The sequence below is a fragment of the Pseudoduganella sp. GW821-FHT12E03 genome (genome assembly GCF_058807115.1).
Map to the genome: position 1 here is coordinate 450,863 of NZ_JBXAQJ010000003.1, position 16,110 is coordinate 466,972.

Genomic DNA, 16,110 nt, shown 5'->3' on the forward strand with positions numbered 1-16,110 from the left:
CATGCCGGCATGACGGTACGACCGGCGCTGGTGACAGCGCATGCATGGTGGCTTTCGCCTCCGGCGAAAACCACCCCACGGGGTTGGCGTCAGTTATTTCGGTGACTTGCCACGGCCTTTCCCATGACCCTTGCCGTCCGCCTTCGCGGACGCCCTGGACGCCGCCTGCGGCGGCACGAACACGGGCGGCTGGCCCGGGCCGGCCGGCTCGTCGATCGCGCTGACGCCGGCGGCCGAGGTCGGGATGGCTCCCAGCGGTTCGGCCTTCAGCTCCAGGGTCACGTGCGGCAGCGCCGCGTCGGGCGCGGTTGGCGGCGCGATGGCGCGGTCCGGCGCCGGGCTGTTCAGCAATTCACCGACATACGCCAGCCGGCGCGCCGCTTCTCCCTTCAGTTCGCCCGCTGCCGTCATGATGGACTGGATGCTGTTCCACACGCGCTGGCGCCCTTCCGGATCGGCCGGCATCAGGTGCGGCATTTCCGCCATCGCGCGCGCTTCGTCGAGCTGCAAGATCATGTTTTGCTCGTGGACGATTTCCTTGAAACGGGCCAGCGATACACGGCGGCTGGCGGGAATCAGCTGACGGACTTCACGCAGCGCGGCAAAGGCGCGCTCGTCGGCGGACCGCATTTCCGGGCTGCGCGCCACATACAGCAGTGATCGCACCACGCCGTCCGGCTCGCCGCCGGCCGCCATTTGCTTGGCCAGTTCCGTGCGGCGCGCGGCCACCACGGATTCACGGGCGATATCGCGGCCGATGCGGCGGCGCACGCTGCCGGAATCGGCGCGCAAGCCCACCAGGGTTTGCAGCAACGGCTGGCCATACACATTCAGGAAGAAGTTTTCCACCCAGTGGTCGCGCGCATGCTGGTACTGGTCCAGTATCGCGACGATGCCGTCCGATACTTGTTCCTGCATTTTCACGAAGGGATTGTCGTCCGAGACTGGCTGGCGCTCCGCCCGTACTTTTTCCGCCAGCGCGGGAATCCCGTTCATGAACGGATTTTTGTCGGAGAAGGTTTCATAGCGCAGCCGGTACGGATGCATGAAACGCAGCCATTCCGCCACCGGTTCGCTGGCCATCGACTTGACCACCGGGCTGGCATAGGTGCGGTACAAGCCCTGCGTGACTTCCGACAGCCGCGCCACGGTGGCGAAGCGGCGTTCATCTTCATCGTCATTACCGCCCATCGCCGCCAGCGACCGCACGTCGCGCCGTTCGAAGCGCATCACGTAGCGGCCATCGGCCAGGTCGGGATTGGCCATGTCGTCGCTCTTTTCCACGAACACGGCTTCATACAAGCCGGGCGGCAGCACGTCGATCAAATCCATCGAACGCGTGAATTCCTCATGCTCCTTGTTGGCCACCGAGGCCGACACGAAGATGCCAAGGTGCCCGATCGACTGGTGCGTCGAATAGATCACGGTCTGTCCCGCCGCCACCAGCGCGGCGTCGTCTTCATATAAATCCAACAGCCAGCCCAGCGCCTGCTGCGGCGGCGTGATGTCGTCGCCCCACGAGCAAAACACGATGATCGGGGCGCTGATGTTGCGCAAGTCGATGCGGCGGCCTTCGCTGTCGTGGATGGTGCCGTTCGACAGGCGGTTGCCGACGAACAGGTTGTCGGCAATGAATTGCATTTCGTGGGCATTGAGCAGCACCGGGTTGCCCCACCAGCGCTCGAATTCCAGGAAGCGCTCCGCTTCGGTATCGACATTGGCATATACGTTGTACGCCTTCTTCCAGTAGGTATTGGCCGGGTTCATGCTTTCGAAATTCGACACCAGGTGCGCGCCATCGAAATGCCCATTGCCCAGGTCGCCTGCCAGCGAGGTCAGCCAGGTACCGCCATACAAGCCGCCCAGGTAGCGCAGCGGATTCTTGCCGCGCACGCCAGCCCAGTACGACAGCGGCGCGCCGGCCAGCATCAGCGGCCCGGTGATGCCGGGACGCAGCGCGGCGGTCATCATGATTTGCCAGCCGGCCTGGCAATTGGCGATCAGCGCCGGCTTGCCTTCGGCTTGGGGATGCAGCGATGCCACGTGCTCGATAAAACGCGCTTCGGCGCGGCACACGTCTTCGATGGTCTGGCCCGGCTCCGGGTCGGGCAGGAAGCCGACGAAGTAACAGGGATTGCCGGCCTTCAGCACGACGCCGATTTCACTGTCCTGTTTCATGCCGGCGATACCGGGACCATGGCCGGCGCGCGGATCGAACACGATGAAGGGACGCTTGGTGTCATCGATCACCACGCCGGGCGGCGGTACGATGCGCATCAGGCTGTAATTGCAGGGCCGCTCGAGAGTACGGCCATCGATCAGGGTATCAAATTCAAAGGTGAGGACGTGGGGCGCGGTTTCGTGTTCACGCGCATTGCGCTCATTGCCGCGCTGGTACAGCACGTCCATCATCAAAATGGACCGCTGCCAGGCATCGGTCCAGTATTCCACGGCCTGTCCAAACAAGCCAAACGCCGGGTTGCTCATTGCGAATCTCCGGTAGTGGGGGTGCCCGCTAAGTAGACCACAATTATCCGGCGCATGGGCGCAAGGGCATGAAAAAAGCCCACCACCTTTTTCAAGGTGGTGGGCTTTGAATGCGTAGGGCGGTTCGCTGGCGAGCCGCCATGCGTGCAGCCAGGCGGCGCATGCATGGCGGCTTGGCGCCGACGCGCCAAGCCGCCCTACGGATTTCAGGCCATCACCATTTCATACGGTAATGGCCTGAGGGTTCATTACGCGCCTTCGCGCTGGGCTTTCTTGCGCTCGTGTTCTTTCAGGAAGCGCTTGCGCAGGCGGATCGATTTCGGGGTGATTTCCACCAGTTCGTCGTCGTCGATGAATTCGACTGCGTATTCCAGCGACATCTGGATTGGCGGCACCAGGCGCACGGCTTCGTCGGTACCCGACGAACGCACGTTGGTCAGCTGCTTGCCCTTGATCGGGTTAACCACCAGGTCGTTGTCGCGCGAGTGGATACCGATGATCATGCCTTCGTACACTGGATCGTTGTGGACCACGAACATGCGGCCGCGATCTTGCAGTTTCCAGATGGCGTAGGCAACGGCGGCGCCGTCGTCCTGCGAAATCAGCACGCCGTTGCGACGGCTGCCCAGTTCGCCACCCTTGGTGTTGTCGACTGGCGCGTAGGCGTCGAACACGTGGCTCATCAGGCCGGTACCACGGGTCAGGGTCATGAATTCACCCTGGAAGCCGATCAGGCCACGCGCAGGAATACGGTATTCCAGACGCACACGGCCTTTGCCGTCCGATTCCATGTTTTGCAGGTCGCCACGGCGGCGGCCCAGTTCTTCCATCACGCCACCCTGGTTGACTTCTTCCACGTCAACGCTCAGTTGCTCGTACGGCTCGTGGCGCACGCCATCGACCATCTTGAACACAACGCGTGGACGCGACACGGCCAGCTCGAAACCTTCGCGGCGCATGTTTTCGATCAGGATGGTCAGGTGCAGTTCACCGCGGCCCGACACTTCAAAGATGGTGTCGTCGTCGGTCGGCGCAACGCGCAGCGCGACGTTGGCTTTCAGTTCTTTGTCCAGGCGGTCGCGCAGCTGGCGCGAGGTCACGAACTTGCCTTCGCGGCCGGCCAGTGGCGAGTTGTTGACCATGAAATTCATGGTCAGGGTCGGCTCGTCGACGGTCAGCATTGGCAGCGCTTCCGGTGCTTCCGGCGCGCAAACGGTCGAACCGATGCCGATTTCTTCGATACCGTTGATCAGGATAATGTCGCCGGCAACGGCTTCGTCCACCAGTACGCGCTCCAGGCCCTTGAAGTTCAGCACCTGGTTGATGCGGCCTTTTTGCGGGGTCGAATCAGGGCCGTTCATGAACACCACGTCCTGGCCAGCCTTGACGCGGCCACGCGACACGCGGCCGATACCGATTTTACCGACGTAGGACGAGTAGTCCAGCGACGTCACTTGCATCTGCAGCGGACCATCCGGATTGTCGTCACGGACTGGAACGTGTTGCAGGATGGCGTCGAACAGCGGCTTCATGTCGCCATCGCGCACGGATTCGTCCAGGCCGGCGTAGCCGTTCAGGCCCGATGCGTACACGATCGGGAAGTCCAGCTGCTCATCGTTGGCGCCCAGCTTGTCGAACAGTTCGAAGGTCTGGTTGATCGCCCAGTCGGCGCGCGCGCCCGGACGGTCGATCTTGTTGACCACCACGATCGGCTTCAGGCCCAGGGCCAGTGCCTTGCGGGTCACGAAACGGGTCTGTGGCATCGGGCCTTCCTGGGCATCGATCAGCAGCAGCACCGAGTCAACCATCGACAGCACGCGCTCCACTTCGCCACCGAAGTCGGCGTGGCCCGGGGTGTCAACGATGTTGATGTGGGTGCCTTCGTATTCCACTGCGCAGTTCTTCGACAGAATCGTAATGCCGCGCTCTTTCTCGAGGTCATTCGAGTCCATCACGCGGGTGTCGACTTGCTGGTTTTCACGGAAGGTGCCGGACTGACGCAGCAGCTGGTCGACCAGGGTGGTCTTGCCGTGGTCAACGTGGGCGATGATGGCGATATTGCGGATAGCGCGTTTAGTATTAGACATAGTCGTTGTAAGTACAGAGAAACTGCGGTGCGCACAGGATGTGCGAGACTGGAACCCACTAGTATAGCACAGGGTGGGCGACATTCTGAACGTTGGGAACAAGATTGGCGGTGAAAACGCCGGAATGCGGGATTTTACCCTGTTGTCGCGGTTGTTCGCGGCGGAAGCCGCCATGCCTGCGCCACGTTGACGCAGGCAAGGCGGCACGGATAACCGTCAACCAGCGGTGGCGATCAGGCGTTCCGGCGCCAGGATCGCGAACTTTTGCAGTTGCGCGGTACCCAGCAATTTGGTCTCGTGGTACACGCGCACGCGGCCGATATACTCGGCCGGCACCACCGCTTCCGGCTCTTTCCCCAGCGGCAAACGCTGCCCTTGCAGGAAGCGCTTGGCCAGTTCCGCCGTCAACTGCACCGGCGGGAACGACGACAGCAGTGCATCGACCGGCGCCAGCAGCGACAACGGTTCGGGATGCGCCGCCAACTGCTCGAGGGTCACGACGTCCCGCATCACCAGGTCGCCGACCTGGATACGGCGCAGCGCATTCAAGTGCGCGCCACAGCCCAGCGCAGCGCCGATGTCTTCGCCCAGCACGCGGATATACGTACCTTTGCTGCACGTGACCGACAGCTTCAGGAACGGCGCTTCATACGACACGAATTCCAGTTGATGAATCGTCACGTCGCGCGCTTCACGCTCCAGGGTGATGCCTTCGCGCGCATATTCATACAGCGGTTTGCCGTCGCGCTTGAGGGCCGAATACATCGGCGGCACCTGCTTGATCGGACCACGGAATTGCGCCAGCACGGCTTCGATTTGCGCCACCGTCACATCGACGTCACGCGTCTCGATGACCAGCCCTTCAGTATCGCCGGTATCGGTGCGCTGGCCCAGGTGCACGGTGGTCAGGTAAGTCTTGTCGGATTCCAGCAGATCCTGCGAAAACTTGGTGGCTTCGCCAAAGCACAGCGGCAGCAAGCCCGTCGCGAACGGATCCAGCGTGCCGGTGTGGCCCGCCTTCTTCGCATTGAGCACGCGCTTGGCCTTGATCAGCGCATCATTGCTGGACAAACCCACCGGCTTGTCCAGCAGCAGCACGCCGTCGACGATGTCGCGGACGCGCTTTACCTTCGCCTGCTTCATTCCTTGCCTTCGCCTTCGTCATCGCCTTCGTAGTCGGCGGCGCGGGTCGCGTTGGCCTTGTCGATCAGCGCCGACATTTCCATGCCGCGCATGGTCGAGGTGTCGTGCACGAAATGCAGTTGCGGCAAGGTGTGAATGTGCAAGCGCTTGCCCAGCTGGTTGCGCAGGTAGCCGGCGGCGGCGGACAGGCCGGCCAGCGTGTTCTTGATGGCGTCCTTGTCGTCCTTCAGGGTCGTGAAGAAAATCTTCGCATGCGCGTAGTCCGGCGTCAGCTGGACTTCCGACAGCGTGATCATGCCCACGCGCGGATCTTTCAGTTCGAAGGCGATCAGTTCGGACAAATCCTTCTGGATCTGGTCCGCCACGCGCACGCCGCGCTGTGGAATGTTTTTGCTATGTTTAGCCATGATGTGTTACCTAAATATTGTAGGGCGGTTTAGCGGGCGGGGCCCGCCAACCCGCCTTGGCATTCAGTACGAACGTCACTCCTACCGGAGTGACTTGCCGCATAGCGGAAGCCGCCATGCACGCGCCGCGTTGATGCATGCAGGCGGCTTTGTAAAAGCCGCCCTACGGAGCATACGCCAACAAAAAAACGGGTGCCCCGGCCCCGCGCATTGCGCGAGGCGGAAGCACCCGCCAGTACTGCTGCCTTCCGCTATTACAGCGTACGGGCGATTTCCTGCACTTCGAACACTTCCAGGGTGTCGCCAACCTGGATGTCGTTGTAGTTCTTCAGCGACAGACCGCATTCCAGACCGGCGCGGACTTCTTTCGCATCGTCCTTGAAGCGCTTGAGCGAGTCGATTTCGCCAGTCCACACCACGATGTTGTTGCGCAGCAGGCGGACCGACGAAACACGCTTGACCACACCATCGGTGACCAGGCAGCCGGCAATCGCGCCAACTTTCGACACCAGGATAACCTGGCGCACTTCCACCTGGCCGGTGACGGTTTCGCGTTTCTCTGGCGCCAGCATGCCGGACAGTGCTGCTTTCACCTCTTCGATCGCGTCGTAGATGATGTTGTAGTAGCGGATGTCCACGCCGTTGGTCTCGGCAACTTTGCGCGCCTGTGCATCGGCACGGGCGTTGAAGCCAATGATGACGGCCTTCGAAGCGGTAGCCAGGTTGACGTCCGATTCCGTGATGCCGCCGACGGCCGCGTGAACCACTTGTACGCGCACTTCGGAGGTCGACAGTTTCTGCAACGAGCTGACCAGTGCTTCCTGCGAACCCTGCACGTCGGTCTTGACGATCAGCGGCAGGTTCTTCACTTCGCCTTCGGCCATCTGGTCGAACATGTTTTCCAGTTTCGCCGCTTGCTGTTTTGCCAGCTTCACGTCGCGGAACTTACCTTGACGGAACAGGCCGATTTCACGTGCCTTACGCTCGTCCGCCATCACCATGACTTCTTCACCGGCGGCCGGCACTTCGGTCAGACCCTGGATTTCAACCGGGATCGATGGACCAGCTTCCGAGATCGCCTTGCCGTTTTCGTCCAGCATGGCGCGAACACGGCCATACGACGAACCCGCCAGCACGACGTCGCCGCGCTTCAGGGTACCGGACTGCACCAGGATGGTGGCCACAGGACCACGGCCTTTGTCCAGGCGGGCTTCCACCACCAGGCCGCGCGCAGGCGCTTCGACCGGTGCTTTCAGTTCCAGCACTTCAGCTTGCAGCAAGACGTTTTCCAGCAGCGAATCGATACCCTGGCCGGTTTTTGCCGACACTGGCACGAATGGCGAATCGCCACCATATTCTTCAGGCACCACGCCTTCGGCGATCAGTTCCTGCGTCACGCGCTCCAGGTTGCCACCCGGTTTATCGATCTTGTTGATCGCCACCACCAGCGGTACGCCGGCTGCTTTGGCGTGCGCAATTGCTTCCTTGGTCTGCGGCATCACGCCGTCGTCCGCGGCCACCACCAGAATCACGATGTCGGTGGCTTTCGCACCGCGTGCACGCATTGCCGTGAACGCTTCGTGGCCCGGGGTATCCAGGAAGGTAATGATGCCGCGCGGCGTTTCAACGTGGTAAGCGCCGATGTGCTGCGTAATGCCGCCCGCTTCACCCGATGCCACTTTGGCGCGGCGGATGTAGTCCAGCAGCGACGTTTTACCGTGGTCGACGTGACCCATGACGGTCACCACCGGTGCACGCGGGGTCGATTCGAAGTGAGCGTGCTCACCCTGGTCGGCCAGGATCGCTTCCGGATCATCGACAGCGGCAGGGAAGGCTTTGTGGCCCATCTCTTCCACCACGATCATCGCGGTTTCCTGGTCCAGCACCTGGTTGATGGTGCACATCTGGCCCAGCTTCATCAGCTGTTTAATGACTTCCGATGCCTTGACGGACATCTTGTGCGCCAGCTCGGCCACCGTGACGGTTTCCGGCACGTGCACTTCTTTGATGATGGCTTCGGTCGGCGCCTGGAAGTTCGATTCACGATCATCCGAGTGCGAGTTGCCACGACGGCCGCCACGGCCACCGCTGCGCCAGCCATCACGGCCGCCGGCATTGGCGTTGGCGCCGCCACGGCCTTTCTGGCCACTCGGTGCACCGCGCTTCTTGGCGTCATCCTGCCAGGTCGACGACACATTGGCCGACTTGATGGATTTCTTGTCGCCTTTTTTGTCCTTGTCGCCCGCTGCCGGCGCCGCCGTGCCTGGCGCTGCCGGTTTTTTGTCGGCAGGCTTGTGCAAGGTGCCTTCGGCCAGCTTCGGCTTGGCCGCCACTGGCGCCGGGGTCGGCTCCGGTGCTTTAATCACACGGCGCGGCTGGCTCATCATGGCCTTGATCTGGGCCACTTCGTCGGCCACGGCCTGGCGTGCGCGCTCGGTGGCGGCAGCACGTTCGGCAGCTTCCTTGGCAGCCTGTTCATTGGCTTTCTTGGTTTCCGCTTCGGCAGCAACTTTCTTGGCTTCGGCGGCAGCGTCGGCTGCGGCTTTCTTGGCGTCGGCGGCAGCGTCAGCCTGCTTTTCAGCCGGCTTCGCGGCAGCGGCGGAAGCCTGCTTGTCCGCGGCGGCCTTGGCTTCCGCGTTCTTGCGGGCCTGCTCGTCGGCAGCGCGCTTGGCTTCGGCTTCGGCGGCGGCTTGCGCTTGCGCAGCTTTTTCCGACTCCAGCTTGGCCAGGCGTTCTTGCTTTTCTTTCAACTCCGCTTCCTGGCGCGCCATCAGCTCGGCCTGGCGGCGGATGTCTTCTTCGCGGCGCGCCTGTTCGGCAGCATCGATCACGACCGGTGCGGCGGTAGGCGCCGGCGCTGGCGCCGGGTCATCGCGCTGCACGAAGGTGCGCACTTTTTTCACCGCAACCTGGATGGTGCGGGATTTGCCGGAAGAATCGGCTTGCTTGATCTCGGTGGTTTCCTTGCGGGTCAGCGTGATCTTCTTCTTTTCCGTGTCAGCCGCTGCGCCGTGGGTACGGCGCAGGTGTTCCAGCAACTTGTCCTTATCATCTTTCGACAATGGATCTGACGTCGAACTTTTTTCGACGCCAGCAGAACGCAGCTGCGTCAGCAGCAAATCTGCAGGCATCTTCAGTTCGGTGGCAAATTGGGCTACGTTGTTACTCGCCATTCAGTCCTCTTTTCTATGTGTCGCGGAGATGATAAAGATACTCAAATTAAGCCTTTACGGATTCGGCCAACGCCCATGCCTTGGCTTGCAAGCCTTTGGCGCGGTCGTCGTACTTCGAGTCAACCAACTTCATCTCGTCGTCGGTCACATCTTCAAATTCATTGGCTATCAATGCACGGGCACGGTCGGACGACAGGGCCAGGATGGCGCCAAATTCGTCGTACGCCAGTGCGGCAAATGCTTCAACCGTCTTGATACCGGCCAGGCCCATTTTGCCCGCAGTGATGCGGTCCATGCCTTCCAGTCCAACCAGTGCTTCGTCCATGCCTTCCAGGCCTTCTTCCGAAGCAATGGCTTCCGTTACCAGCGCGTCGCGGGCGCGGGTACGCAGTTCGTTGACGGTGTCTTCGTCGAACGCTTCGATTTCCAGCATTTCGGAAATCGGCACGTAGGCGATTTCTTCCAGGCTGGCAAAGCCTTCGTCCACCAGGATATCGGCCACTTCCTGGTCGACATCCAGCTTTTCCATGAACAGCGCGCGGGTCGCGGCGGTTTCCTGGGCAGCTTTGTCGGCCGATTCCTCGGCCGTCATGATGTTAATTTTCCAGCCGGTCAGCTCGGAAGCGAGGCGCACGTTCTGGCCGGAACGGCCGATCGCGATGGCCAGGTTTTCCTCGTCGACCACCACGTCCATCGCGTGCTTTTCTTCGTCAACCATGATCGACGAAACATTCGCCGGCGCCAGGGCGCCAATCACGAATTGGGCCGGATCTTCGGACCACAGCACGATGTCCACGCGCTCGCCGCCCAGTTCACCGGTCACGGCCTGCACGCGCGAACCGCGCATGCCGACGCAGGTACCGATCGGGTCGATCCGCTTGTCGCTGGTGAATACCGCGATCTTGGCGCGGACGCCGGCGTCGCGTGCCGCCGATTTAATTTCCAGCATGCCCTGTTCGATTTCCGGCACTTCCAGTTCGAACAGCTTCATGATGAAGTCCGGCGCGGTGCGCGACAGGATCACCTGCGGGCCACGCATATTGCGGTCCACACGCAGGATGAAAGCGCGCACACGGTCGCCGATACGCAGGTTTTCCTTCGGGATCATCTGGTCGCGCGGCAGGCGCGCTTCGATCTTGCCCGATTCAACGATGGCGTCACCGCGCTCCATGCGCTTGATGGTGCCGGTCACCAGCGCGTCGCCGCGCTCGAGGAAGTCGGCCAGAATCTGTTCGCGCTCGGCGTCACGCACGCGCTGCAACACCACTTGCTTGGTGTCTTGCGCGAAGCGGCGGCCGAATTCCACGGATTCGATCGGCTCTTCGATGTATTCGTCGACTTCGATGTCGGGGATTTGTTCTTTGGCTTCGAACAGCAGCACTTCCTGGTCAGGCAGCTGCAGGCCGGCTTCGTCCGGCACCACGTGCCAGCGGCGGAAGGATTCGAATTCGCCACTATCGCGATCGATCGAGACGCGGATATCGACTTCGCCCTCGTAGCGCTTCTTCGTGGCTTGCGCCAGCGCGAACTCCAGCGCGCCAAAGACCACGTCTTTATCGACGTTCTTTTCACGCGCAAGCGCGTCAACCAATAACAAAACTTCGCGACTCATGCTTTGCGACTCCTAAAATCCACCTGTGGCACCAAGCGTGCCTTGTCCATATCGGCCAGCGTAAATTCCAATAACGCCGGCCCTTCTTTACCTTCAAATTCCAACGCCAGCGCGTCGCCATTCGGCTCATGCAAAATGCCCTGGTACGACTTCCGGTTGGAAGTGCCCGGCATTGCAATCTTCAACTTGATGATCGCTTCGCAGCCTGCGAAACGGACGAAGTCGGACAGTTTGCGCAATGGCCGGTCCAGGCCTGGCGAGGAAATTTCAAGCCGTTCATAGTTGACGTTTTCCACGGTCAGCACGTGGCTCAGCTGATGGCTGACCTTCGCGCAATCTTCCACGGTGATCGGACCTTTTTCAGCTGCGTCTTCGGCGGTGAAATCGATATACACGCGCAGCAATCCACGCTCGGCCCGTTCGAAATCAACCAGCTCATAGCCCAGACCCGTGACGGTCGTTTCAATTAACTCCGGCAGTTGCAAAGAAATTCTCCAGATCGCGGCCCAATTCGACTGTGCGCTGGACCGCTAAAAACGTTCACCAAAAAAAAAATGGGCAATTGCCCATCTTTTGTATTTCCAACCCAGATGAAAGCAGCCTCAGCAACCGCGCAGCAAGTGCACGTCCTGCGAATAACTTTTCCATTGGATGGCCATTATAACCGCAACTTGATTTCGCTGCAATGCCGCATCGCGGAATGGCGAGGCTTACAACACATCAAATACGGTCATAAAGGCGCGAAATACGGGCTGTTGCACGGGCTTAGCGCCCGTACCAACCCGGCCTTTATTGCCTCAGCTGAGTAGCTCAGCCTTTACGGCGGCGCGGCATGCCATGATCCATGGCGCCGCCGCGCGGCTGGCCGCCACGCCGCTGCCCACCCGCACCGGCGCCGGCAAAGCCGAACGTGGTTTGCAGTGGATCCGGCTGGCGTGGGCGGTTGCCCTTGCCCTTACCTTGCCCCTGGCCGCCCTGGCCGCCTTGACCACCTTGACCGCCACCCTGGCCACCGCCCTGCGGACGACCGCTTGGACGGCCAAACTCCGGCAAGCCGCCGCCGGCGCCGAGGTAAGCACCCTGCTGGCCACCACCGCGACGCTGGCCGCGTGGCTGCTGCGGGAATGGATCGGCGTTCTTGTTGCTGACGTCCATGCGGTTGCCGTTTGGCTCGCGCTCACGGTCACGGTCGCGCTCACGGCGCTGCCCCTGACCCTGGCCACGGCCCTGTGGCTGACCCGCTTGCGCCGGCAGGCCCGGCTGACCGGCAGCCTGGCCGCCCGGCCGTTTTTGCTGGCCTTCGCCGCCGCCCTGCTTTTTCTCGACGCCATACACGGCCATCAAGTCGCGCACCTGGTTTTCTTCCAGCTCTTCCCAGCGGCCGCGCTTCAAGTCGCTTGGCAGGGTCATGGCGCCGTAACGGGTACGGATCAGGCGCGACACGGTCAGGCCGATCGCTTCAAACATGCGGCGCACTTCGCGGTTACGGCCTTCGCCGATCACCACGCGATACCACTTGTTGATGCCCTCGCCGCCGCCATCGGCGATTTTCGAGAATTGCGCCACGCCATCTTCCAGCTCGACACCGGCCAGCAATTTCTGGCGCATGCCTTCTTCCAGCGTGCCCAGCGTCCGCACCGCGTATTCACGGTCGATGCCATAACGCGGGTGCATCAGGCGGTTGGCCAGATCACCGGACGTGGTAAACAGCAGCAAGCCTTCGGTATTGAAGTCCAGGCGGCCGATGGCCAGCCATTTGCCGGCCTTCATGGTCGGCAGGCGGTCAAATACCGATGGACGGCCATCCGGGTCGTCGTGGCTGACGATTTCGCCGGCCGGCTTGTGGTACACCAGCACGCGCGGCGGGCGCTTGCTGACTTTACGCTGGATCAGTTTGCCGTTGATGCGCACCGCGTCGGTCGGCAGGATGCGCTGGCCGATGTGGGCCGGCTCGCCATTGACCGACACGCGGCCGGCAATGATCAGTTCTTCCATGTCGCGGCGCGAACCCAAGCCCGCTTCCGCCAGCACCTTGTGCAGCTTCGGCGCATCGTCGTCGGCCGTCAGGTCGCGGCGCACGGCCTTGGGTTGCTGGCGGCCTTTGCCCGCCTCGTCGCTGTCGAAGGCATCCGAGGTCACGTACGAGAACACGGCATCGGCGTCATTCGCCTTGCGCTTCATCTTGTTGCCGAACGCGCCCGGCGTGCCTTGCGGCTTGCCGGCGTTGCTGACATTGGCGCCCTTGCCTTTACCTTTGCCGCGCTTGTTGTTGCGCTGACCCTGCGGACGCTCCTGCCCCTCCACCGCCTCGCCTTCCGGCGGCAGGCTGGTGACGCCTTCGGCCACCGCGGCGGCGGCCACGGCGATCGGTTTCGGATGCAGGGCATCGCGGCCGGCGCGCTGTTCGCGCATCTGGCGCGGACCGCGCGGGCGGCGCTGGCCATCGTGGGCCGGTTTGCCTTCGGCAGCCGCATCAGCAGCCACGGCTGGCGCCGGCACTGCCGACTGGACTGGCGCTGACGCCGGCACTGGCGCCGCGGCGGCGACAACATCGGCCGCCTCGGCGGCCGGCTTGACTTTGCGGGTGCGCGGCGCTTTCGGCGCGGCTTCCGCAGCCGGGGCGGCGGCTTCCTGCACGACGGCAGGCGCTTCCGCTTCGGCGGTTTTCTTCACTGCCCGGGCGCGCGGCTTTTTCGCCGGCGCGGCGTCGCTTGCCGCATCGGCAACCGGTGCGGCGGCTTCGCCAGCTTCAGCGCTTGCCGCCTTGCTCTTGCGTTTAGGTTTAGGCTGCTCGCCCGCCGCCAGCGCGGCAGCGTTATCAGCTTCGATTTGAGCTTTGGTGCGGCGCTTCGGTTTGGCGGCCACGTCGGCGGCGGGAGTGCCGGCGACAGTCTCTTGGGTATCAGTGTTGTTCATTATTCATTTCTTGGTTGGGCTCAGCGTCAACCGGTGCTTCCAGCATTGCGGCGCGAGCCGGCGCCTCATCGAGGCGAACAACCTGGCTGTCGTCCTGGCCTGCCGGTGTCGCCACCGTTGTATCAGCCATTGCACTGCCAGTACCAGCATGTGAAGCGGCCTGCGCCGCCTTCTCAAAATTCTGTTGCAGGGCTGCTTCCAGCGCCGCCATATCCGGCGGGCCACCCTGCGGTTCACTAATTTGCTGCAACGGCGGCAGCTGGGACAGTGTGTTCAATCCCAGGTCGTCGAGAAACTGCTTCGTCGTGCCCAGCAACGCCGGGCGCCCCACCACATCGCGATGGCCGATCACATCGATCCAGCCACGGTCTTCCAGCATCTTGATCGTCTGCGAATTCACGGTCACGCCACGAATTTCTTCAATGTCGCCCCGGGTGACGGGTTGCCGGTACGCGATGATCGCCAGTGTTTCCAGGGTGGCGCGCGTGTATTTCGGCGGTTTTTCCGGATTCAGACGATCCAGGTACTGCTTCATTTCCGGGCGGCTCTGGAACCGCCACCCGCTCGACAGGCTCACCAGCGTTACACCCCGGCCCGTCCACTCCTGCTGCAACTCCGCCAGCATGCCCTTGATTTGCTCCGAGCTGATACCGTCATCCTGCGGCCGCTCCTGATCGTCCAATGCGACAAAGAGCTTTTTCAGGCTATGCACAGACAATGGCTCTTGCGCGCATAGCAAAGCGGTTTCGAGGACTTGCTTCGCCTCAGCTATTTCCATATTTGGTTGCAGCAAATGCAATGAAGAAAGCCCGGGCCGAAGCGCGCTGGGCAGGAGCACTACAAGTGGAGATGTTTGTTTTCGGGCGAAAACCGGCAGATATTACCGCGACTGATTCTGCGTGTCTGGTGAAGCCGTTTCATCCAACAGTCACAATTGTACCTGATAAAACGGCTCACGGGCGACACTCCCGTGATGAATTTACTTTGTGGCAAGTTTTTCCGCCAGAATGGCGGAGACGCCGACGAAGGCGGGATACTCGGCGGTAATCACATAAGTGGGGATTCGCGCCAGGTAAGCGGAAAAACGTCCTTTTTGCTCGAAACGGGCGCGAAAACCGGAACCGTCGAAGCGCGCGCCGAGGCGCGGCACGATCCCGCCCCCTATATAGATACCACCCAGCGCGCCCAGGGTCACACCGAGATTGCCGGCCACGGTGCCCAGCATGCGGCAAAAGGTTTCCACGGTTTCGGCGCACAGCGCGCACTCGTCCGCCAGCGCGCGGCCGACGATTTCCGGCACCGCGATGGTTTCCGGCTGCACGCCGCGATATTTGCACAAGCCGCGGTAAATCAGTTCAATACCGACGCCGGACATGAAGCGCTCGGCCGACACGTGCTCGAACTCGGTCCACGCATGCTCGAGAACCGCCACTTCCTGGGGAGTCACCGGCGAAAAGCTGACATGGCCGCCTTCGCTGAGCAGCGCGGCCCAGCGCCCATCCTTGCCGGGAATCAGGCCGGACACGCCGAGGCCGGTGCCCGCACCGATCAGGCCGATCGGCGCCCCCGCCTGCGCTTCTCCGCCGCCGACCTGGCGCTTTTGCGCGTCCGACAGGAAGGGCAGCGAACTGGCCAGCGCGGTGAAGTCATTGACCACTTCCAGCACGTCAAAACCGCATTCGGTGCGCAGTGCGGCGATCGAGAATTGCCAGTGGTGATTGGTCATGCGCACCAGGTCGCCATTGATGGGATTGGCAATGGCAATCGCGCCATGCCGGATCCCGCTGCCCGCCACCGCCACCACATCGGGCAAGGCCAGATAGGCGCGCAGCGCATCGGCCAGGGTCGCATGGGCGGCGCAGGCCAGCACGTGGATATGGCCAATCTCACCGGATGCCGTTTCCAGCGCGAAGCGCGCATTCGTACCGCCGACATCCGCCAGCAGGCGTGGGCCGCCCGGGAATGGAACATGCAAGGAGGAGGTAGGCTCGGAAGTCATGATCGTGCTGAAAAAAGGTGAAGGCCAAGCTTAAGGTTTTCTTACTTCGCACGCAAGCATTCTTTGTAGTTTTAGTACAATTTTAAAGCCTAACTGTGAAAAAAGTTACGTTTTGCAATAATCAACACGTAGTATGACTACCGATTTTAGGGGTGATTGGTATAGACGACTACGGATGTTTTGCATCGATCAGGGACGGGATTGCGTAGGGCGGATTTGCGGAGCAAAGCCGCCATGCGTGCGCTGCCGCCAGCACGGTCAGTACCTTCGTGCGGGCATGGCGGCT

At 62.0% G+C, this 16,110-nt stretch carries 10 protein-coding genes; all 10 read right to left on the minus strand.

The window, feature by feature from the left end:
* Positions 1 to 93 precede the first annotated feature (93 nt).
* A complete protein-coding gene (locus AC1RRC_RS09865; RefSeq protein WP_493055277.1) occupies positions 94 to 2,487 on the minus strand; it encodes a DUF3141 domain-containing protein in 2,394 nt (797 codons plus the stop codon).
* Between the two features lie 248 nt (positions 2,488 to 2,735).
* The gene (gene typA, locus AC1RRC_RS09870; RefSeq protein WP_493055278.1) at positions 2,736 to 4,574 is read right to left on the minus strand and encodes a translational GTPase TypA; all 1,839 of its coding nucleotides are present in this window, start codon (positions 4,572 to 4,574) and stop codon (positions 2,736 to 2,738) included.
* Positions 4,575 to 4,790: 216 nt separating this feature from the next.
* The gene (truB, locus tag AC1RRC_RS09875; RefSeq protein ID WP_493055279.1) at positions 4,791 to 5,717 is read right to left on the minus strand and encodes a tRNA pseudouridine(55) synthase TruB; all 927 of its coding nucleotides are present in this window, start codon (positions 5,715 to 5,717) and stop codon (positions 4,791 to 4,793) included.
* Positions 5,714 to 6,124, minus strand: coding sequence for a 30S ribosome-binding factor RbfA (rbfA, locus tag AC1RRC_RS09880; protein ID WP_493055280.1), 411 nt, complete (start codon positions 6,122 to 6,124; stop codon positions 5,714 to 5,716). Before rbfA ends, truB begins: the two co-directional genes overlap by 4 nt.
* A 254-nt stretch (positions 6,125 to 6,378) precedes the next feature.
* Positions 6,379 to 9,297 (minus strand): translation initiation factor IF-2, encoded by a 2,919-nt coding sequence (gene infB / locus AC1RRC_RS09885; RefSeq protein WP_493055281.1) that lies wholly within the window; start codon positions 9,295 to 9,297, stop codon positions 6,379 to 6,381.
* 46 nt (positions 9,298 to 9,343) lie between these two features.
* Positions 9,344 to 10,909: a transcription termination factor NusA gene (nusA, locus tag AC1RRC_RS09890; RefSeq protein ID WP_493055282.1), complete on the minus strand. Its 1,566-nt coding sequence runs from the start codon at positions 10,907 to 10,909 to the stop codon at positions 9,344 to 9,346.
* On the minus strand, positions 10,906 to 11,394 hold the full coding sequence (rimP, locus tag AC1RRC_RS09895; RefSeq protein ID WP_493055283.1) for a ribosome maturation factor RimP: 489 nt from the start codon (positions 11,392 to 11,394) through the stop codon (positions 10,906 to 10,908). The genes nusA and rimP overlap by 4 nt, the downstream gene beginning before the upstream one ends.
* Before the next feature lie 325 nt (positions 11,395 to 11,719).
* Positions 11,720 to 13,825, minus strand: coding sequence for a pseudouridine synthase (locus AC1RRC_RS09900; protein WP_493055284.1), 2,106 nt, complete (start codon positions 13,823 to 13,825; stop codon positions 11,720 to 11,722).
* Complete coding sequence (gene scpB, locus AC1RRC_RS09905; RefSeq protein WP_493055285.1) at positions 13,812 to 14,603, minus strand: SMC-Scp complex subunit ScpB; 792 nt, start codon at positions 14,601 to 14,603, stop codon at positions 13,812 to 13,814. The genes AC1RRC_RS09900 and scpB overlap by 14 nt, the downstream gene beginning before the upstream one ends.
* A 201-nt stretch (positions 14,604 to 14,804) precedes the next feature.
* Entirely contained in the window at positions 14,805 to 15,824 is a 1,020-nt protein-coding gene (locus tag AC1RRC_RS09910) for a glucokinase (RefSeq protein ID WP_493055286.1), read from the minus strand.
* Positions 15,825 to 16,110 lie beyond the last annotated feature (286 nt).

Bases quoted from the DNA above. Each gene is read 5' to 3' on its own strand.
- AC1RRC_RS09865 (WP_493055277.1), bottom strand. From the start codon at position 2,487: ATGAGCAACCCGGCGTTTGGCTTGTTTGGACAGGCCGTGGAATACTGG.
- typA (WP_493055278.1), bottom strand. From the start codon at position 4,574: ATGTCTAATACTAAACGCGCTATCCGCAATATCGCCATCATCGCCCAC.
- truB (WP_493055279.1), bottom strand. From the start codon at position 5,717: ATGAAGCAGGCGAAGGTAAAGCGCGTCCGCGACATCGTCGACGGCGTG.
- rbfA (WP_493055280.1), bottom strand. From the start codon at position 6,124: ATGGCTAAACATAGCAAAAACATTCCACAGCGCGGCGTGCGCGTGGCG.
- infB (WP_493055281.1), bottom strand. From the start codon at position 9,297: ATGGCGAGTAACAACGTAGCCCAATTTGCCACCGAACTGAAGATGCCT.
- nusA (WP_493055282.1), bottom strand. From the start codon at position 10,909: ATGAGTCGCGAAGTTTTGTTATTGGTTGACGCGCTTGCGCGTGAAAAG.
- AC1RRC_RS09900 (WP_493055284.1), bottom strand. From the start codon at position 13,825: ATGAACAACACTGATACCCAAGAGACTGTCGCCGGCACTCCCGCCGCC.
- scpB (WP_493055285.1), bottom strand. From the start codon at position 14,603: ATGGAAATAGCTGAGGCGAAGCAAGTCCTCGAAACCGCTTTGCTATGC.
- AC1RRC_RS09910 (WP_493055286.1), bottom strand. From the start codon at position 15,824: ATGACTTCCGAGCCTACCTCCTCCTTGCATGTTCCATTCCCGGGCGGC.